We start from the raw sequence: 19,633 nt of genomic DNA on the forward strand, positions 1-19,633 counted from the left end.
ACAGTCGCCTCAACGGGAGCTCCCTCTGCGGCGCACATCTCGTTCACGCGAAAGAATATTACGCGTTATTGCCCTTGAACCAATTCGAGCGGAACCGGAATAAATTTTTCCACTTTCTCCCCTTTGTGAACGCGAATGGCGGCTTCCACAGCTTTTTCGCCAATTAATGCCGGTTTTTGCGCGACCGTCGCCGCCATTTTGCCTTCTTTCACCGCCTTGACTGCATCATCGGTCGCGTCGAATCCAACGACAAGGACGTTGTTCATTCCATGCGCTTGCAAGGCCTCCAACGCCCCTAAGGCCATTTCATCATTATGCGCAAAAACCGCTTGAATGTCTTTATGGCTTTGCAAAATGTTTTCCATGACCGCCAGTCCTTTCGCCCGGTCAAAATCTGCCGCTTGTTTGGCCACAACTTTCATATTGGCTGCTTTGTCAATGATTTGGTGAAATCCTTCTCCACGTTCACGAGCGGCCGAGGAACCAGGAATCCCTTCCAATTCCACAATGTTTCCACCGTTTTTCAAGTGATCGATAAGAAATTGGGCCGCCATTTTCCCACCAGCCACATTGTCAGAAGCGATATGGGTGACCACTTTCCCGCCGTCCGCGCTGCGGTCGACCGTAATGACCGGGATGTTGGCGCTGTTGGCGGATTCAATCGCAGAAGCCACGGCGCTCGAGTCCGTCGGATTGACCAAAAGCACATCGACCTTCTGCTGGATCAAGTCTTCAATATCGTTAATTTGTTTCGCCGAATCATTTTGGGCATCAACCACAATCAGCTCTGCCCCTTCATCCTTGGCGGCTTTTTCAGCCCCTTCTTTTAATGTGACAAAGAACGGGTTGTTCAAGGTGGAAATGGACAAACCGATTTTCACTTCCCCATCCTGTTTCGTTTTCCCTTTGTCGCTCGATGCGTTGTTCTGGTCGAGCGAACATCCACCCAACACGCCGCCTGCAAGCAACAATGTGGCTAACAAACCAACTGCTTTTCGCATTTTCATACTCCCCCTTATTTTTTGATAACATCTATCATACTTCTTTGCGGCGGTCTAACAGCACCGCAAGAAGAATGACCGCTCCTTTGATGACTTGCTGGTAAAACGACGACACATTGAGCAAGTTCAATCCATTGTTCAATACACCGATAATCAAGGCGCCGACTAACGTGCCGAAAATCCAGCCTCTTCCTCCTGACAAACTGGTGCCGCCTAAAACAACGGCCGCAATGGCATCCAACTCGTACGCCGTTCCCGCTGTCGGCTGCGCGGAATTCAAACGGGAAGTTAAAATGAGCCCCGCCAAAGCAGATAACGCCCCTGTTAGGGCATACACATATATTTTGAGTCGATCAACGCGAAGTCCCGATAGACGGCTCGCTTCTTCGTTCCCGCCAATCGCGTACGTATGGCGGCCAAATGTAGTCTTTTTCAATACTACATACAAAGCGATATAGACCGTGAGCATCAATATAATAGGTACGGGAATGCCGAAGAAATAACCGCGCCCCATCATCTGAAACAGGATGTCATCAGACGCAAACCCTGTAATCGGGCGACCGTCCGTGTAAACGAGAGTCAAGCCGCGAAACGCCGTCATGGTCGCCAGCGTGGCAATAAAAGGAGCCACTTTTCCTTTGGTGACCAAGACTCCGTTCAAGACGCCCATGGCCGCGCCTGCTAATAAGCCGACGAATATCGCAACAAATCCATTGACCCCTTGCGCCATCATTCCTGCTGTGATCGCGCTTGATAACGCCAACACCGAACCGACCGATAAATCAATGCCTCCCGTTAAAATGACAAACGTCATGCCAAAGGCGATGAGCGCGTTAATCGATACTTGCCGCAGGAGATTGAGCCAGTTGTCCATCGTCAAAAAGTCATCGCTCAATATGGAAAGCACGATGCATAGCAGAAACAGCCCGATCAAAGGCCCTAGTTTTTTCACATCCCATTTTCGCTTTGCTCCCATCATCGATTCCCCCCTGTCGCCGCCCGCATGATGGTTTCTTGATCCAACCCGTCGTTTTCCAAGATCGCTTGCACTTTCCCTTCATGGATGACCATAACGCGGTCGCTCATGCCCAATACTTCCGGCAGTTCAGAAGAGATCATAATGATCGCGGCGCCTTGGGCAGCCAATTCATTGATCACTTCATAAATCTCTTTCTTTGCCCCAACATCCACGCCGCGAGTCGGTTCATCCAAAATGAGGATGCGCGGGTTCATCGCCAGCCATTTGCCGAATACGACTTTTTGTTGATTCCCGCCGCTCAATGCTTTCACGGGTAAATCTGGGGAAGAGGCTTTAATATTCAACAGATGAATGTATGTCAACACCACGTCCCGTTCTTTCGATGACTGGATGAATCCCGCTGTTGCTAATTGTTCCAACTTCGGCAAGGTCAAATTCTCATGGACGCTCATCTCGAGAATGAGCCCTTTTTGCTTTCGGTCTTCGGTAATCATGGCGATGCCATGTTCGACGGCCTGGCGCGGAGAACGGATGCGCACAGGACGCCCGTCGATATAGATGTCTCCTTCATCGAATGGTCTGGCTCCGAAAATCGCTTCCATGATCTCGGTTCGCCCCGATCCCATCAGTCCCGCCACACCAAGCACTTCACCGGCTCGCACGGAAAACGATACATTCTCAAACAACCCTTTTTTCGTGAGCCGCTCTACGCGCAGCCGTTCTTCTCCAATGGTGACGCGCCGTTTTGGAAAACGTTCCCCAATTTGCCTGCCGACCATCATTTGAACAATTTCATCGAAGTTCGTTTCCTTTACTCGTTTCGTTCCGATGAACTGGCCATCGCGGAGAACCGAAATCCGGTCGCAAATGGTAAAAATCTCTTCCATCCGATGTGAAATGTAAACAACCGCGACGCCTTGCTGTTTCAAGGTGCGAATAACAGAAAATAAAGCCTGAATTTCCCGTTCCGTCAGCGCCGCTGTCGGTTCATCCATAATAAGGCACTTCGCATTCGTCGAAATGGCCCTGGCAATTTCGATCATTTGCTGTTTTCCGACAGACAACCGACCGGCGAGTTCTCGTGGGTCAAGGTCCATCCCTAATCTCCGCAAATAGGAAGCGGCCTGTTGCTCCATTTCTTTATAACGAATGACACCCGTTCTCCCGATTTTCGGCTCGCGGCCAAGAAAAATGTTTTCGGCCACCGTCAATGTTGGAATGACATTCAACTCTTGATGAATCACGACAATCCCGTCGCGTTCCGCCTCTTTCGGATGACGGTAATGCACTTCGCGCCCGTTGACAACAATCGTTCCCCCATCCCGCTCATAAATGCCGGTCAACACCTTGATGAGCGTCGATTTCCCCGCTCCGTTCTCTCCCATCAACGCATGCACTTCTCCAGGAAGCACTTCAAAATCAACGCCATTCAGAACGATATTGGCGCCAAACGATTTTTGAATCGACCGCATGTCAATCAAGGGCCTCATCGTTTCTGCCCTCCTTTTCCTTCAGAAATCTTTCGATGAAAAACTTACACCGGAACGCAGAATGATATTGGCATAGGGGGTTGCCTCTCCTGTGCGAATCACCGCTTTCGCCTGCTTCGTCATCGCTTTGAATTGTTCGTGGGGAACAAACTGCACAGGCACACCACCCATTCTTGCCCTGATGCTTTCGTATAAATCCGGATTCTGGTCTTTGATCTCCTCGGCTAGTACGATTGCTTCAATTTCCAATTCATCAACAACCGCATCCAACACGGATAAAAAGGGCGGAAACCCTTTGACGAGAGACAAGTCGATGCGCGCCTGTTCGTTCGGAATCGGCAACCCGCAATCGGCAATCACGATCGTATCGGTGTGCCCGAGCGAGGCAAGCAGCGTGTTCAATTCTTTATTCAAAATCCCGCTTTTTTTCATCAGTGACTCTCCTTCTGTCTGGACAAAAATGATTCGACCTCTTGCCGTCTCGGCATCCCAGCTTGCGCCCCAAGTTTCGTCACCGACAAGGCCGCCGCCGCATTGGCAAACCGACACGCTTCATCAAGCGGCTTCCCTTCTGCCAACGCCACGGCAAGCGCACCGTTAAACGTATCGCCCGCGCCCGTCGTATCCACGACGGGAACTTGGAAACTTGGAATGAGCCGTTCTTGTCCATCTTGCCAAATGCGCACCCCTTTTGCCCCTTCGGTGACAATCAGCTTATCGGCAAACGCTTCTTCGTCCATCTTGTCGAACAAAATCGTCCGTTCATGTTCATTGGGCGTCAAGAAACTCGCCTGCTCAAGCACCGACGGCGGCAGCGGCTGGGCCGGAGCGGGGTTGACGATGACGCGCACGCCATGGCGATGAGCGATCGAAACCGCCCGTTCCACAACGGGAAGCGGAATCTCGAGCTGCAATAAGCAAACATCGCTTTCGGCGATCACGGATTCACATGAATCGAGATCTTCCGGCGTAAGCGCATGATTCGCCCCAGGAACGACGATGATCCGATTGTCCCGCTCAGAAATCGTAATGGAAGCAATGCCTGTACTCCCATGTGTAACCGGTTTCACATAATCGACGGAAATGCCCTCATTTTGTAACGAACGGATGAGCTCTTGACCAAACGCATCATCCCCCACTGCGCCAATCATCCGAATGTTGGCGCCGAGGCGGGCGGCTGCCACCGCCTGATTCGCCCCCTTGCCGCCGGGAGTGGTGAGAAACCGCTCACCCAAGATGGTCTCCCCTTGGTTTGGAAACCGTGCCGCCACAGTGACTAAGTCCATGTTGATGCTGCCGATCACCGTAATGGTTGGTTTGTTCAAGTCAATCCCCTCCTTGACGTCGACTGCCGCACCACAAGTTGAACCGGAAGTTGATAATGGAGCTTCTCAAGCGGCTTCCCCTCAATTTGTTTAATTAAAATTCTTGCCGCCATGGCCCCCATTTCGTAAATAGGCTGAGACACGGTCGATAGTTCGGGTGTTGTCATTTCCGTCAGCGGGATGCCGTCGTAGCCAATAATGGCAATATCATCCGGAACCCGCAGCCCGCATTGCTGAACCGCTTTCAAAGCACCGACCGCCATCGCGTCGTTGCCGGCAAAGATCCCGTCCATATCATGTTCAGCCAACGCGGCCATCACCGCTTCTTTCGCCTGCTTCAACTGGTAATTCCCTTGAATGACGAGCTGACGATCTCCCAACCCTAACGCCCTCATTTCATCTTGATAGCCGCGGAAACGCTCCATGGCGTTCACCACGTGGTTGGGCCCTTGAATATGGGCAATCCGCCGGCAGCCCACTTCATACAAATGCCGCGTCGCTAAACGAGCTCCCTCGTAATTATCCGCGACCACCGATGGATAACGCTCATGCAACGGACGGTCGAGCACGACAATCGGAACATCCCATTCCTCGACTTCTTCCGGCGCGAACTGATTCGTGGTCAAAATGACGCCGTCCACATATTTTTGCTTTAACACTTCGATGTATTCTCGTTCTTTTTCTACTTTCTCATCGGAATTGCATAGAATGACCGTATAGTCATAAATATTCATCACATCTTCCACCGCGCGAACGAGTTCGGGAAAGAACGGATTGGTAATATCAGGGACAATGAGTCCGACTGTTTTCGATGTCTTTTTAAACAGAGCTCTCGCCACTTCATTCGGTTTATAATTGAGCTCTTTCATCGCCTGTCTAACCCGTCTTTCCGTTTCCTCATTAACATATCCATTTTGATTTAACACACGCGAAACGGTGGCGACGGAGACACCTGCACGCTTTGCCACATCACGAATCGTTGCCATGTTCGCTTCCTTCTTTTCTGTCTATGTGTAACCGGTTACACATAGTATATCCTATTTTTTGTGCGCCATCAAGCTTTTTTTAAATACTAGTGATTTAAGGGGAAATGTTGCTCCCCAGCAACGTTTCTCAAACTAAAAAACCTTACAAAAAAACATAATTTTATCCCCTTCAACTTTTCGAATCCGTTGTGCTTCGCCGGTCTTTCACGGCGGTTCTCAAACAATGTGCGGCCTTTTTTTCAAGCTGACGTAAACATGATCGCACAGCATTTTCAAAAAAAATCCCTTGCCTGCCGCAAGGGACTTCTCACTTTTCCCTCCACCGTTCGCTCGCTTCATCCGCCCGTTTCGCGGCCACCATCATGCTCATGATGACGAGCATCACGAACGAGCCGACAAACATTCCCGCGATAAACGCGACCATGGCTCTCTCTCCCTTTTCTCGCAAACTTGTTATTTGCCATTCTTTCCTTTTACATCTAAGCCGATACATCGGGAGAGCTCATTCTATTATACGCCGCGTTTGACCGCACAATGCTTTGTCCTTAACCAATGGCGGCAAACAAAGACGATCAAAAGCGCAATCAGCGCCCCGCACGAATCAATCGCCACGTCTTTTGGCGTCGCCGTCCGCCCTGGTTCAAACGATTGGTGCCACTCATCGGTCGCCGCGTAGGCGGTCGCAAACAGCCAAGCGCCTGCATACGCAAACCGCTTGGGCAACAGCGCCCGCCACACAAGCGCGGCCAAAATGCCAAACTCCGTCAAATGCGCCGCTTTGCGAATCAAAAAGTTCAAAAATGGCGGCCCCTCTTCATCCCCGCCGCCAAACGGCAAGTACGATAAAATCATCTGCAGCACATGCGCCGTATTCGCCCCAGTGAACCAGGAAGACTCGCTGAACGTGTAAATGACGACACACCAGAGAATGACAGGAAGCCAGCGGGAAAGGAAATCTCTCATCGTTTCACCTGCCAACACCTTTTTACCAACAAAACAAGGTACCTAAACAACAAACGAAAGTAGACACCTTGTTCGCTAAACCCTTTACCATCATAACAGGGATGGTGATATTTTTCCATTTTCTTTTTTGAAAGCTTCTTCACCGTTGTTTTAAAATCGTTCGCTCACAGGCTGGAAAGAAGACTTCTTTTCCGTTCCCCTTTTCTTTCACCCATTCCCCTTTTAAGGGAGATTCTCTCCGTGTTTATGTTTTCATGAACAAGGGTATAGTAGTAAAAGAAAAATCTGTACATTTTTTCTGGCCAGCATTATAATTTTTAGAAAGGAGAATCAATGAGGTGATCAATATGCCCTCCGCTTTGGAAACGAAAATGAGGGTGACACTATCTTGCACGGAACAGGCCAACAAACCGAATAAGGATCTTTCATTTGCCGAATTACGAAAAAAAATAGCCAAACCTTCTCCCTTTGGCAAAAAATTAGTAGACATCTACAAACAAGGACGGTAGCCGATTATGTCGTTTGTGATGACATATGAAGATGCCATAGATGAACATTTTGGACAAGCGTCTATATACATCGATGCTTGCCAACATTCAAGATTTAGCCTTGGCTCAAATGCGGCTCCTTCAGCTCGAAGCCTATGATGCCTTGCACTACGCCATTGCAACATATCATCATTATGACTACTTCGCTACGCTTGACGGCGATTTTGTCCACGCTCTTTACAACCAAGACCTCGACCTAGCACCGATCACAAAAATTGTCAAAATCGCCTAGCCTTGTCGTCTTGATCGAATCGAAGTCCAAAACAAACATTAAGGAAGGCAAAGAGTCCCCATGCTCTCTTTATTTCCTTTATCCACTCATGTGAGCTACACCAAGTTCAACCATGTGAATTAGCGACAGAGAAAGAGCATGCAACTCACATTTCGCACCCTGAATAAAAATTCGAAATAAGCCCGATTTGACCGAATAAAAATTAATTATTTTACATTTTTTATAAAAAATTATTTTTATGCGAATATTCTGGTTATTTTTTGTATATTATGCAAAGGTTGCGAAATATGAGATGCAATATATCGATCCGCCTTTATGATGTACAAAAAAGCGGAAGCATCCTACTCTGCTTCCGCCAACAGTTTCAACGTCGCGGCGACAAACATTTGCACGCCAATCTCAAGCGCGTCTTCGTCGATCGTAAAGCGCGGATGGTGATGCGGGTACACGATCCCCTTTTCTTCGTTTCGGGCGCCGACGTAAAAGAAGCTGCCCGGCGCTTTTTGCAAAAAGGCGGAGAAATCTTCGCCACCCATGTTCGGTTTCAAGCGGGCGACGGCTTCTTCGCCCAATAGTTCGCGCGCTGTTTCCTCAATGACGCGGGTCACTTCATCGTAGTTGATGACCGGGCGGTAGCCGTAGTCAAATTGAAACTCATACGAGGCGCCGTGCGCTTCGGTGATTCCTTTGACAATGCGCTCCATCCATTGCGGCACCGTGCGCCGCAGCGTCTCATCAAACGTGCGCACTGTCCCTTGGATTTCGACCTCCCCAGGCAGGACATTATGCGCCGTACCCGCCACAAATTGCGTCACGGACAGAACAAGCGGCTCGAGCGGGTCGACATAGCGCGAGACGATGTGCTGCAAGTTCGTCACGACTTGCGCTCCGATGGCGATCGCATCGATCGTTTGGTGCGGCATCGCTCCATGGCCGCCTTTGCCGATGATGCGGATGAAAAAGCGGTCGGGTGCGGCCATCATCGGCCCATACACAATGCCGATTTTTCCGCGCTCAAGCGGCGACCAAAGGTGAGTGCCGATGACGACGTCCACCCCGTCCATGACGCCGGCTTGCACCATCTCCTCCGCCCCACCCGGGAACAATTCTTCCGCGTGTTGGAACAAAAAGCGGATTTCACCGCGAATGTCATCGCGCAGCTGGGCGAAAATTTTCGCTGCCCCCAAAAGCATCGCCGTATGGCCGTCATGCCCGCACGCATGCATGACGCCTGGGTTTTTGGAGGCAAATTCAAACGTGTTTTCCTCTTGAATGGGCAGGGCGTCCATATCCGCACGAATGGCGACGACCCGGCCTGGCTGTTGGCCAATGAGCCGCGCCATGACGCTCGTTTTCGTCGGCCGCGACAACTCAAGATGGCCGAATGATTGCAGCGCCTCGAAAACAAACTGCGCCGTTTTCTCCTCTTGGAACGACAATTCAGGATGGGCGTGCAGATGGCGGCGCCAGGCGATGACGTCCGTTTTCACTTCATCGACGAGCCGTTTGATTTCTTCCTTTGTCATCCATAGTCTCCCCCTGTTCGTTTGTCTTTTTCGTTATTCCCCTTGGGCCAGTTGCCACACCGTATGATAAAGCACCTCTGCTCCAACGGCGCAGTCTTCTTTAGTACTCCATTCCGCCGGACTATGACTCACCCCGTCTTGGGAGCGGACAAAAATCATCCCGATCGGGCAAATCGGAGCCAACTGTACGCCGTCATGGGCTGCGCCGCTCGGCAGCCAAAACGGCGGATACCCGAGCTGCTTGCACGCTCTTTCCGCGGCCTGTTTCACCACCTCGGAACATAACACCGGCGCCATTTCTTGCAGTCGCTCGGTCGTGAGGCGAACGTTCCGCTCCTTGGCGATCGTCTCTGCCCGCGAGGCTATGTCATTCCATACTTGATCGCGCACCTCAGCCTTCAAGTCGCGCAAATCGAGCACAAATTCGACCCGTTCCGGAATGACATTAATACCGCCCGGATATACATGCAACTGTCCTACAGTACCGACCGTTGTCCCTGTTCGTCTTGCTTCCTCTTCGATCACTGTGATGATCTGGGCGGCTGCCGCCATCGGGTCGCGCCGCAATGACATCGGCGTCGCTCCGGCATGTTCCGCTTTTCCTTCGATGATAAACTTCACCCAAATCAGCCCGGCGATGCCAGTGACGATGCCAACTGGAAGACCAGCCTCCTCCAGCACCCGTCCTTGTTCGATGTGCAGTTCGACATAGGCTTTCACCGTTCCTGGTTTTCGTGCTGCCTGCGGCAAACGGTCCGGGTCAAGCCCCGTCTGTCTCATCGCTTCCGCAATAGAAATTCCGTTCGCGTCGCGGCACTCGAGCGCTTCCGGCAGCAACGTCCCCGCCATCGCCCGGCTTCCGATCATGCCGAAACGAAAGCGCGCTCCTTCTTCGTCCGTAAACGCCACTACTTCAATTGGGTGGTGCGTCACAACCCCGTGCTCGTTCATCGTCTGAACAACTTCCACGCCGGCCAACACCCCGAGCGGTCCATCAAAGCAGCCGCCGTTGTAAACCGAATCGAGATGAGATCCAACAAGGACGACCGGGGCATCCGGATTCGCCCCTTCTTTCCGTCCGATCAAGTTGCCAGCCGTGTCTTCATATACGAAAAGCCCGGCTTCGCGCATGTAGGAAGCGACCAAGTCTTTCGCCCTCCGCTCTTCAGCAGTGAACGAGAGGCGCGTGACGCCGCCGCTTGGTTTCTTGCCGACCTCCCCTAGTTCCATGAGCCGTTGCCAAAGACGTTCCCCTTGAATCAAGCTATCCTCCCCTCACGCCAATTACGGATAATTTTCGGATATGTCCTTAATTATAATGGAAACAGAGGAAATTTTCAAATAATACAAATAATACAAACGCCTTCAAGACAACAAAAAACTTCTGCCTGTCGCTAAAGGCAGAAGCTGATCGAGCAATTATAAGAAAATGCGGTATACTTTGCGCGGACGCCCGCGCGGATACGGGTTTGTTTCCCCGGCCACTTCGGCAAGGCCCACGGTCTCCAATTGGTTTAAAATCCGGCGGGCGCTGCGCGGCACAATCCCCATGTAAGAGGCCAACTCATGCGCTTCGATCTCGTTGGTTCCTCGTTTTTGCAATATTGCTTTCAATTTGCAGAGCGTCGCGGCGCTTAATCCCGTCCGCTCCGCCAGCTGCCGCAGTTCTCCGCCGCCGAGCGAATAGCGGAGGTGCACACTTTTTCCTAACGGACCCGAGATCGTTCCGTCATCAAACACCACCATCCACGCACCCCGTCCGCTTTGTTTCGCATGCAAAAACGCCTTCCCAGCCTGAATTTCGGCCTCATACGCCGTTCGGCCGATGCCGATTCCGCACGCGATGACCTCGCTGTACAAGAGCTCCGTCTCCTCCGCCGAGGGGACCGTTTTATAGCCATCGGTGATCTCTTTTAATGCGCCCCTTGTCGTAAAAATGACATAGCGGCCCGGCCCGGCGCTTTTCAGCGACCCTTGGACTTTTTTTGCATACCGTAGCAATTTTTCCGTTGTCTTCATCTCCAGACGATATATGTCATCGGTCGAAAATGTCTCTGGGGAGGCCGCCTGCATCGCATCGACTTCAATCATTTGCACGGCGATTTGCGCATCTTGCACCTGCAGCATCTGTCCGGTGCGAATGATGGTTTGGATGACCGCTTCCACCGCCGAGCGGGCAGGCAATACCCGATACACCGGCATTCCGAGTTTCTCCAGTTCGAGATGGGCTGTCCGCAAACAGGTGACCGCTGCTTCCGTTTTCCCTTGTTTCCAAAGGGTGTAATGATAGTCGGACAGTTCCTGGGCCGAAATGCCTCCCTCGTAATGCTTGACGTATGGAATCGGCTCCTCGATGCCCGCCTCTTCGAGCAGCCGTTCGATTTCGCGGCGCTCGTACGTGTCAAAACTAAGCCGGCTGACCGGAATCTGCTCCGTATAGTGCGCCTGCAGCAGTGTGCGGTACAAGCTGGCACCAATATGTGGCACATAAAACAGCGGCGCATCGACCTCACTGGACTGCTTGACGATCGAATACGGCACTTGTCCGGAAAACAGCCACATATCAACTTCTGACGCGAGCGGGCGGATCAAATCGATCACTTCACTTTCATCCCAATACACAACGGGAACGCAAACAAGCTCTTTGTACTCTTGCGCCACCGCCTGAATAATTGACAGCGAATCGTCCGCACCAAACAGACCTAAGCGAATGCGGATGATACATCCCTCCTTTTGCCGCCTGCCCATAGCGGTGGGAAAAGACGGCTTCTTCAGCCGCTCTCTTCCCCGCCTGTCTCCGCTTTCAAAGTGGCGGGCCACGACCCCACGTTTTCCCATAAAACCACTGGAAACATAACCTTCTCTTTCTTTGAAACGGCGATTGATGCCCCGCGCCCGCCGGCATGTCTACTATCCCACTTCCATCGAACGGACAGACCGCCTTATTCCCTTTTTTACAAAAAAGCCGTCGTGGCGATGCGAACGGGACAATTAAGCGGCATCCCTATTCACTTTGTTTGTGGAAAAAGGCAGCTGAGGCGCACTGGAGAACGTCAACAGCCCGATCCACTTTCAGCTGCCTATGCCCCACCGGCCGACCGATCGACTCGTAGATGAGGCCGGCGGCGTCGGCTTGTTTCGGGTCGTAGCAGTTGCGCCCGTCAAGCACAATTGGCCGATTCATCAGCGTCTTGTAGCAGTGAAGGTCAAATTGCAGCACAGCCGGCCATTCGGTGAAAATGAAACAAACATCCGCGCCGCGAATGGCTTCCTCGATCGTCTCGCAACAAACAACCGCATCGCCAAAACGGCGGACGACATGTTCGAGAGCGGCTGGGTCCCAGACGCGCACGACTGCTCCTTCGGCAATGAGCCGCTCGATGTTCGCCAAGGCAGGAGACTCGCGCACATCATCGGTGCCCGGCTTGAATGCGGCGCCAAGCACGGCGACCGTCCGGTTGCGGAAATCCCCAATGTGCAGACGCGCTTTGTCAAGAAGTTTCCATTTTTGTTTCTCATTGACGTCCATCGCCGCCCACACGGTTTTGAGCGAATAGCCATGGGAGGCAGCCAACGCATAAAGCGCCTTCGTATCTTTCGGCAGGCAAGAGCCGCCATAGCCGACGCCGGCGCGCAAAAAGCGGCGGCCAATGCGCGGATCCATGCCGATTCCTTCCGCCACCGCCTGAATGTCGGCCCCTACCAACTCGCATACGTTGGCGATCTCGTTGATGTACGAAATTTTCAGCGCCAAAAACACATTGGCAGCGTACTTGATCATCTCTGCGCTTTTGCGGTCGGTGACAACGTACGGGAGCGCAAACGGGGCGTAGAGGTCCTTCATTATCCGCTCAGCTCTCTCCGATTCGACGCCTAACACAATGCGCGGCGCCTGCAACGTATCGCGCACCGCCGTTCCTTGTGACAAAAACTCCGGATTGGAAACGACATCGATACGCACCCCGCCGCGTCCGTGTTCCGCCAAAAAGCGAGCCGCTTCGTCTCCCGTACCGACTGGCACGGTCGATTTGATGGCCACAAGGCAGTCGCGTTCGGCCGACGCGGCGATGCGGCGCAGCGTTTCCCATACGTCATCGAGCTTGACCGATCCGTCCGGCAGCGGCGGGGTGCCGACCGCGACCATGATCACTTCCGCCCATCGATACGCTTCCGCATCGTCTGTGGTAAAGCGAAGGCGAACGCCGTTTCGCTGAATAAGCGAGTCAAGCCCCGGCTCATAAATCGGGACGATCCCTTCATTTAATAGGCGAATTTTCTCTTCGTTCACATCGACGCATGTCACATCATGCCCTTTATCGGCTAGACAAGCCGCGGTCACAAGTCCAACATATCCCGTTCCCGCAATCGCTATCTTCACGATTCCTCACACCTTTTCATCCATTGCGGCGATCGTCGCTTGTCCTCATTATATCGAATCGCCTGCCGGTTTTCACGGGTTCCGCCCCGTTGCTCGAACAAAAAACTATTTTCCACACAAAAAAGAGAATGCCCCAAAAGCAACGAGGCATCCTCCCTTCTTCCATATATATACATCAGATTATTCCCCCGACCGGGCGTACATGACCTTTCGAGTCAGCCCTTTACGCCGCATGTTTCCGTTTCGTTGCGGACGGCCGATCGATCATCAAGCCAAGCGCAGCGCCGATCAGCGCAGGGACAACCCAGCCGAGCCCGACTGAAAACAGCGGCGCCCATGAGAGGAGCGGTTCTAACCATGCCGTCTCCAGCCCGATCGTTTTCAAACCGTCATACAGGCTGAACATGCCGGTAAAGAGCAACGCCATCCCGTACACTTTCGCCGAACCACGGTAAAAGCGGCGGAAAAACGACAGGGCGACGAGCACGATCGCCAATGGATACAGCATCGTCAACACTGGAACGGAAACAGCGATCAACGCATTTAAGCCGAGGTTTGACATCAAAAAGCTAAATAAGGTTAATACAATGACATACGTTCGGTACGAAACAGTCGGGGTGAGCTCTTGAAAGTATTGCGCACAAGCAGCGACTAGACCAACCGCCGTTGTTAAGCAGGCAAGCGCCACGATCACGCCCAACAGCAACTTCCCTCCGCTGCCAAACAGCAGCGATGACACGTATGACAATAGCTCGGCTCCGTTGGCAAATGAGCCGACACCAGCCATTCTAGCACCAATGATGGCAATACCGCCATAAACGAGCGCGAGTCCCAATCCAGCGATCAATCCGGCTTGCACCGTGGCTTTTGCCTGCAACGCCGGCCGGTCCACCCCGCGGTCACGGAGCGCATGAATGACGACGATGCCAAAGGCAAGGGCCGCGATCGTATCCATCGTTAAATACCCTTCCAGCATCCCTTTCACAAACGGCGCCGAGGCATACTTCTCAGCCGGCATCGCCTGTGGGTCGTCAAGCCGGATTAAACCGGTAAGGCAAAGCACAGCAATGGAAAGCAGCAACATCGGCGTCAACAGCTGGCCGATTCGATCCACAAGCTTCGAGGGGTTTAAGCTGAGCCAGTACACAAGGGCGAAAAAGAGACCCGTAAACAGCCACATCACCAAAGATCCGCTCTCAGGGAAAAACGGCTTCGCTCCGATTTCATAGGCGACGCTAGCCGCGCGCGGAATGCCGAAAAACGGGCCGATCGCCAAATACACAGCGAGTGAAAAGCAAAGGCTGAACAGCGGATGAACAGCGTTGCCGAGCGAACGGATGCCGTCTTTGGCGAACGCCACCGCCGCGACCGACAACAGCGGCAGCCCAACACCGGTGACGATAAATCCAAGAACCGCCGGCCATACGGCCGTTCCCGCTTCCATCCCTAAATACGGAGGAAAAATCAAGTTGCCCGCGCCGAAAAAGAGGGAAAAGAGCATCAATCCAGTAAACAGCACATCTCTCGTTTTCATTGTATCCCTCATTTCTATTATTTTGAAAATGAATTAAATATTCTGATATATAACAAAACAATAGTATCAATTAGGATAACAGTCGATTATTATTATCCTAATCCTTTATAAATATTATACTTTTTTAACTATTGTGTCAACCAACTTCCACCCTTTCGCCCTTGCAGCCCTCAGGCAAACGCCTTGAAAAGCTAATGGCCCTCTATGGTCAGCCAGCGGTGATCCAAACAAGGCGAGGCGACAAAAAGCGCCCCGAAAATCCGGGGCGCTTTTTGTCATGCCGCAGTAGATCCGTTATCCACTTTTTAGAAAAGGGGCGTACTATTGAAAATAATGGCGCACGGCGTTCACGATGGCCGTCGTCACCGCTTCTTGATAACCGTTTGTCGCCACAGCCGCAGCGTCCGACCGATTGCTTAAATAGCCGAGCTCAAGCAACACGGACGGCTTCTCGTTTTCTCGCAACACGTAATAGTCGCCAAAGGCGATGCCGCGAAACGGCAATGCGGAAAGTTGCCTGAACAGCCCTTGGAACGATTGCGCCAATTCGTAGTCCGCAAACCGATCGTAATAGTAAATGGTGATGCCGGACGCATCTGGATCAGCGGCGCTGTCGTAATGCAAGCTAATAAACGCGTCCGCCTGATACAGGCGGGCGGCGGCAACACGCGCCGACAGCGGCACATACTCATCGCTAGAGCGCGTCAGCACGACGCGGGCGCCGTAAGATTGCAACTTGTTTTTCAGAAGCTTGGCGGTTTCCAACGTCAACTCCTTTTCCTTGATGCCATCGACACTTTGGGCCCCGCCGTCTTTGCCTCCGTGGCCAGCGTCAAGAACGATCGTTTTTCCGGCCAGCGCCTGAACAGGACCGCGCGTCCAGCTGTCTACATAAAGGCGGGAGTCGCTAGGCGCGATGGCTGAAAGCAGCGAGCGGTCAGCCGACTGGGGCGCTTCCGCTTCCTTTTCATTAGCTTGTCCACCCTTTACCTGCACATATGCGGATGACACCCACCCATCAAGCCCTGTTTGGGAGGCAATTTTGTACCATCCCGGTTTCTTTTCCACAATCTCGACCTCTTCACCACGGACAAGGCGTCCGACGCGCGCTGCCTTCAATGACGGCTCAGCCCGAACGTTGAGCGAACTGGCGTGGACGATTCCGGTTTGATGCGAAATCGATGACTCCCGAGCCGCAGTGAGGTATGCTGAAGACACCCAGCCGATCGCACCGTCTGCGATCACTTCCGTCCATTCCCCATCTTCCTTGATGATCCATACCGTTTCTCCCCGCGCCAAATGCCCGATAATTCGCCCATCTCGGCTCGGCTCTTGTCGAAGGCGGAGTCGGTTTTCTTGCACGATGGCCGTCTCTTTTGCCAACGCGACGTACCGCGCGGCGATCCACCCGGTTCGATTCGGTTTCCACTCGATGTTCACCCATCCATCCTTGACCTCGATCAGCCGATACGCCTCGCCGCGGTGAACGTTCGCCAATGGACGGTATGGCACCCCCGGCCCTTGGCGGACATTCACGCGATCCGCCGTCACCACAGCCAGACGCTTCGTTTCCTCCATTTCCTTTTCCCCTTTCGCCCCCACCGGCCAAGCAGCCGCAGCCAGCCATAGCAAACAAAACAACAGGGCGAGCCATATTCCTCGCCTCATGCGCATTCCCTCCCCCGTTGTCTCCAATTTGTCTACTATATCGTTCGCGCACAACGGGGAATTTCCTGTCTGTCACTTGGGAAAACCGCTCGACAAAACTAGCGGGGCGGCATCCATCAACCGACAATAGCTCTCCTTTTTCTGCATGATGCCTCTTCACACGACAGCAGCCACAACGCGCAACCCAGTCGAACCATCCAGCTACGGCCGACATACCACCATCGCTTCTCTAACCGATGTCCGAATGGATAAGCCGTCCCCATGAAGAAACACGCAGAAGCGCCAAAAGCGCTCCGTGCTCCAACGGGAGACGGTGTCCTTTGTCGCGCTGGAACCATTCAATGACGCGCATTCCATTGGGAAAACGGTGAATGAACAAGCACCAAAGTGTTTCAAAAAAATCCAAAATATTACAAATACTTCACACCCTCTATTTTTTGGTAAAACGTCCGTCTCGCCACTGCTTGTTCGTTGTAAGACAGCGATTCATCCAAAAATCGCTGCACCATTTGCGACAGCTCATATTTTTGGCCAAAAAAGCGGCGCTGGCGCACCCGTTTGATTTCATGATTCTGCTGTTTGTTCATGCAGCACTTCTTATACTTTTTCCTACTTCCACACGGGCATGGGTCATTCCAGCCGATCGACATGCGTCATCCTCCTCTCCCATCTTTCTTTTTTCAATATTTCCATCAATAATGTTTAAATTCTACTATGGACAGGATAAACTACTATTATACAAAACGTTTATCCGAAAGGAGACGAGGGCTATGAACCCCGACAATCTTGCTAAACTGATCGACGAATTGTCTGCCATGTTCCATCCGACAGAGCGGGACCGTCCACACGGCAGATGGGTTGAGGCGCCAAAGAGCGCACCCCCCTCCAAACGGCGGCGGTCCAAAACAGCCTACCAGCTGAAAATCACATTAAACGGCATCCGCCCGCCGATTTGGCGGCGCGTCCTTGTTCCCGGACATGCGACATTTCACGAGCTTCATCTCATCATCCAAGAAGCGATGGGATGGGAACAAGCCCATTTATACGAATTCGATTTCGGAAGCGTTCTCATCGGCATCCCTGACGGCTGGGATTCGTTTCAGCTGGAAAAAGAACTGATGGACGCCCGCCGCATCCCATTACAGCAATGGCTGACGGAAGAAAAACAAAAGTTTCTATATATTTACGATTTTGGCGACTACTGGCGCCATACCGTCACTGTTGAAAAGATTGAAACACTCCCAAAACCGTTGGAACGCGCCGCTTGCCTGAAAGGAAAACGGGCGTGCCCTCCCGAGGATTGCGGCGGCGTCTATGGCTACCTGGAGCTGCTGGAAGCGGCGGCGCAAAAAGACTCTCTTGCCGATCCCGAATTGCGCGAGCTGGTAGACTGGATGTACGACATGAAAGGCGAAGATTTTGACCCTGATGCCTTTGACGTCGAGGAAGCGAACGAGCGGCTGGCCTATATCCGATTGTAACGCATGCGAAAGAAGGTATCCGTCATCTCTCAAGGGCACCTTCTTTCGCACCCATCTGTCCTTTGTTGCCTGCTTTGTCCATCGCCTTACAAAAATCCCCGTTCGGCAAACGTCTCCCAGACGAGCTCCTCGAGCTCCTTGCGCAACTCAGCTGCATCGACTCCTTCAAGCAACCCGTCCTTTTTCCATGTTCGGATCGCTTTGTCGATCAAGCGATGGACTTGATCAACGTCCCAGCCCTCGCAATCAAACAACTCCTCAACTTGGTCAAGCCATTCCTCAATCGCACGGTCCAGCTCATCGCCATCCTCCATCCCACCGTCGTCGAACCAGATCTCATCACCGTCATCCCCATCGTCAAAGAGCCACTCATCATCATTCTCGCCCTCATCATCTCCATCATCGAGCAACTCTGTGCGAAATAAAAACAATTCCATCACAGCGGCTTCCACTTCCTCTACAGGAACGCCGTAGTGTTCCGCAACCTTTTCCATATTGACAAATTCTCTTCCAGCCATTTCACTCGCCAAATAACGGAGTGCAGCCGCATACACAGCAGGATTCTTGATGACCGGTTCATCCATTTCGCAATATGCGCGCCAAAGGAACGCAGCCTCGCTGAGCACTAGGGAGGAGGTTGTTTCTTCCTTTTTCTTTAATTCGCGAAAAACATCATCTTGATCTCGATCCCCCCAGTCCTTTTCGCTCAGCAGCTGCCACAACAGCTCATGGACCGCTATTTCAAGCAATTCCGGAAACGACTCGCGCAAAAACACTTCACACGTTTTCATATCCGGATTCCATTCCGCTTGAAGCGCCCGCGCAAGCCGATCCTTCCCGCTCTTTGGAATCGGCAGCACCTTCATGAAGTACGCCCACTCGTCCCCATGCGGAACGAGGCATCCTACTAACACGTCCCCCTCCCTAGCAGACGGAAGCTCCTCCGGCGTCAAAAAACGGACGTACTTTTCTTTTCTGGTCAACAGATCGCGTACAAGGAAACGCCGCTCATCCTCGATATGAATGATCTCGTCAAACGACGGAACCGCCTCGTCCCATCGCTTCAAATGAGTTTGCACTGCTGGACGCCACCGCGTGCGGCGCCGGCTTCTCATATAGGCTGAAAAAATTGTCATCCCTTTGTCATCAACGTGTCTGTGAAAAATCGCCCAGTTCGTCAGCAATAAATTGGCGCTGGTCTCCAGCTCGTTAGGAAGCCCTTGAAATGGAGAACCAGACATCATGAAAGCAAGCTCTTCCTCATATCGCTCTAACGCAAACGAAAACACATCTTGCATACATTTGGCCACTTCACGGTCAATTAGAGATTCTATCGATACTGCTTCTTTCTTCCCACAACAATGCTTGTACGTTTTCCCACTGCCGCATGGACAAAGATTGTTTCGCGATGCCTTCACCATATAGCTACCTACTTTCTTTGTATCATAGTCATTGAACGTTCTCCCCCTCTACGCTAACGCTCGGGCCAGCTAAACACTTTGGGGAGACATTCACGATCAAC

At 52.3% G+C, this 19,633-nt stretch carries 18 protein-coding genes and 1 pseudogene; 2 read left to right on the forward strand and 17 right to left on the reverse strand.

Annotation, left to right across the window (positions count from 1 at the left end):
* Nucleotides 1-65 precede the first annotated feature (65 nt).
* From rbsB to ABS784_RS13465, 8 genes are all read right to left on the reverse strand, one after another.
* Nucleotides 66-1,001 (reverse strand): ribose ABC transporter substrate-binding protein RbsB, encoded by a 936-nt coding sequence (rbsB, locus tag ABS784_RS13430; RefSeq protein ID WP_352512814.1) that lies wholly within the window; start codon nt 999-1,001, stop codon nt 66-68.
* A 34-nt stretch (nt 1,002-1,035) separates the two neighbouring features.
* The gene (gene rbsC, locus ABS784_RS13435; protein ID WP_025038926.1) at nt 1,036-1,980 is read right to left on the reverse strand and encodes a ribose ABC transporter permease; all 945 of its coding nucleotides are present in this window, start codon (nt 1,978-1,980) and stop codon (nt 1,036-1,038) included.
* A complete protein-coding gene (locus ABS784_RS13440; protein WP_044732746.1) occupies nt 1,977-3,470 on the reverse strand; it encodes a sugar ABC transporter ATP-binding protein in 1,494 nt (497 codons plus the stop codon). The genes rbsC and ABS784_RS13440 overlap by 4 nt, the downstream gene beginning before the upstream one ends.
* Nucleotides 3,471-3,491: 21 nt before the next feature.
* Nucleotides 3,492-3,902, reverse strand: coding sequence for a D-ribose pyranase (gene rbsD / locus ABS784_RS13445; protein ID WP_011232699.1), 411 nt, complete (start codon nt 3,900-3,902; stop codon nt 3,492-3,494).
* Entirely contained in the window at nt 3,902-4,795 is an 894-nt protein-coding gene (gene rbsK / locus ABS784_RS13450) for a ribokinase (protein WP_014196888.1), read from the reverse strand. The genes rbsD and rbsK overlap by 1 nt, the downstream gene beginning before the upstream one ends.
* Entirely contained in the window at nt 4,792-5,781 is a 990-nt protein-coding gene (locus ABS784_RS13455) for a LacI family DNA-binding transcriptional regulator (protein ID WP_011232701.1), read from the reverse strand. Before ABS784_RS13455 ends, rbsK begins: the two co-directional genes overlap by 4 nt.
* A 307-nt stretch (nt 5,782-6,088) precedes the next feature.
* The gene (locus ABS784_RS13460) at nt 6,089-6,205 is read right to left on the reverse strand and encodes a DUF3789 domain-containing protein (RefSeq protein ID WP_013146530.1); all 117 of its coding nucleotides are present in this window, start codon (nt 6,203-6,205) and stop codon (nt 6,089-6,091) included.
* An 86-nt stretch (nt 6,206-6,291) separates the two neighbouring features.
* Nucleotides 6,292-6,744, reverse strand: coding sequence for a VanZ family protein (locus ABS784_RS13465; RefSeq protein ID WP_011232703.1), 453 nt, complete (start codon nt 6,742-6,744; stop codon nt 6,292-6,294).
* A 549-nt stretch (nt 6,745-7,293) separates the two neighbouring features.
* On the opposite strand from ABS784_RS13465, the gene ABS784_RS13470 reads away from it, so the two are divergent.
* Nucleotides 7,294-7,524 carry a hypothetical protein gene (locus ABS784_RS13470; protein WP_015375947.1) on the forward strand — a complete coding sequence of 77 codons (231 nt, stop codon included), beginning with the start codon at nt 7,294-7,296 and terminating at the stop codon, nt 7,522-7,524.
* A gap of 341 nt (nt 7,525-7,865) precedes the next feature.
* Here the strand turns inward: ABS784_RS13470 and ABS784_RS13475 are convergent, their stop codons facing one another.
* From ABS784_RS13475 to ABS784_RS13510, 8 genes and pseudogenes are all read right to left on the reverse strand, one after another.
* Complete coding sequence (locus ABS784_RS13475; RefSeq protein ID WP_352512818.1) at nt 7,866-9,050, reverse strand: M20 family metallopeptidase; 1,185 nt, start codon at nt 9,048-9,050, stop codon at nt 7,866-7,868.
* A 33-nt stretch (nt 9,051-9,083) separates the two neighbouring features.
* Nucleotides 9,084-10,313, reverse strand: a complete 1,230-nt coding sequence (locus ABS784_RS13480) for a Zn-dependent hydrolase (RefSeq protein WP_011232722.1) — start codon at nt 10,311-10,313, stop codon at nt 9,084-9,086.
* A gap of 156 nt (nt 10,314-10,469) precedes the next feature.
* The gene (locus ABS784_RS13485; protein WP_014196895.1) at nt 10,470-11,798 is read right to left on the reverse strand and encodes a helix-turn-helix domain-containing protein; all 1,329 of its coding nucleotides are present in this window, start codon (nt 11,796-11,798) and stop codon (nt 10,470-10,472) included.
* A gap of 256 nt (nt 11,799-12,054) precedes the next feature.
* Nucleotides 12,055-13,428, reverse strand: a complete 1,374-nt coding sequence (locus ABS784_RS13490) for a UDP-glucose dehydrogenase family protein (protein WP_352512821.1) — start codon at nt 13,426-13,428, stop codon at nt 12,055-12,057.
* Between the two features lie 223 nt (nt 13,429-13,651).
* Complete coding sequence (gene brnQ / locus ABS784_RS13495) at nt 13,652-14,962, reverse strand: branched-chain amino acid transport system II carrier protein (protein ID WP_352512823.1); 1,311 nt, start codon at nt 14,960-14,962, stop codon at nt 13,652-13,654.
* Between the two features lie 321 nt (nt 14,963-15,283).
* On the reverse strand, nt 15,284-16,630 hold the full coding sequence (locus tag ABS784_RS13500; RefSeq protein ID WP_352512824.1) for an N-acetylmuramoyl-L-alanine amidase family protein: 1,347 nt from the start codon (nt 16,628-16,630) through the stop codon (nt 15,284-15,286).
* Nucleotides 16,631-17,040: 410 nt separating this feature from the next.
* Nucleotides 17,041-17,217 carry a zinc chelation protein SecC gene (locus ABS784_RS13505; protein ID WP_352512830.1) on the reverse strand — a complete coding sequence of 59 codons (177 nt, stop codon included), beginning with the start codon at nt 17,215-17,217 and terminating at the stop codon, nt 17,041-17,043.
* An 18-nt stretch (nt 17,218-17,235) separates the two neighbouring features.
* Nucleotides 17,236-17,280: pseudogene (locus tag ABS784_RS13510) on the reverse strand (SEC-C metal-binding domain-containing protein); the annotation flags it as partial.
* Nucleotides 17,281-17,400: 120 nt separating this feature from the next.
* Between ABS784_RS13510 and ABS784_RS13515 the strand changes: the two are divergent.
* Nucleotides 17,401-18,111, forward strand: coding sequence for a plasmid pRiA4b ORF-3 family protein (locus tag ABS784_RS13515; RefSeq protein WP_011232727.1), 711 nt, complete (start codon nt 17,401-17,403; stop codon nt 18,109-18,111).
* Between the two features lie 86 nt (nt 18,112-18,197).
* Here the strand turns inward: ABS784_RS13515 and ABS784_RS13520 are convergent, their stop codons facing one another.
* Nucleotides 18,198-19,532, reverse strand: coding sequence for an SEC-C domain-containing protein (locus ABS784_RS13520; RefSeq protein WP_015865238.1), 1,335 nt, complete (start codon nt 19,530-19,532; stop codon nt 18,198-18,200).
* Nucleotides 19,533-19,633: the final 101 nt, after the last annotated feature.

The organism is Geobacillus sp. G4, assembly GCF_040327975.1.
Lineage (GTDB): Bacteria > Bacillota > Bacilli > Bacillales > Anoxybacillaceae > Geobacillus > Geobacillus thermoleovorans.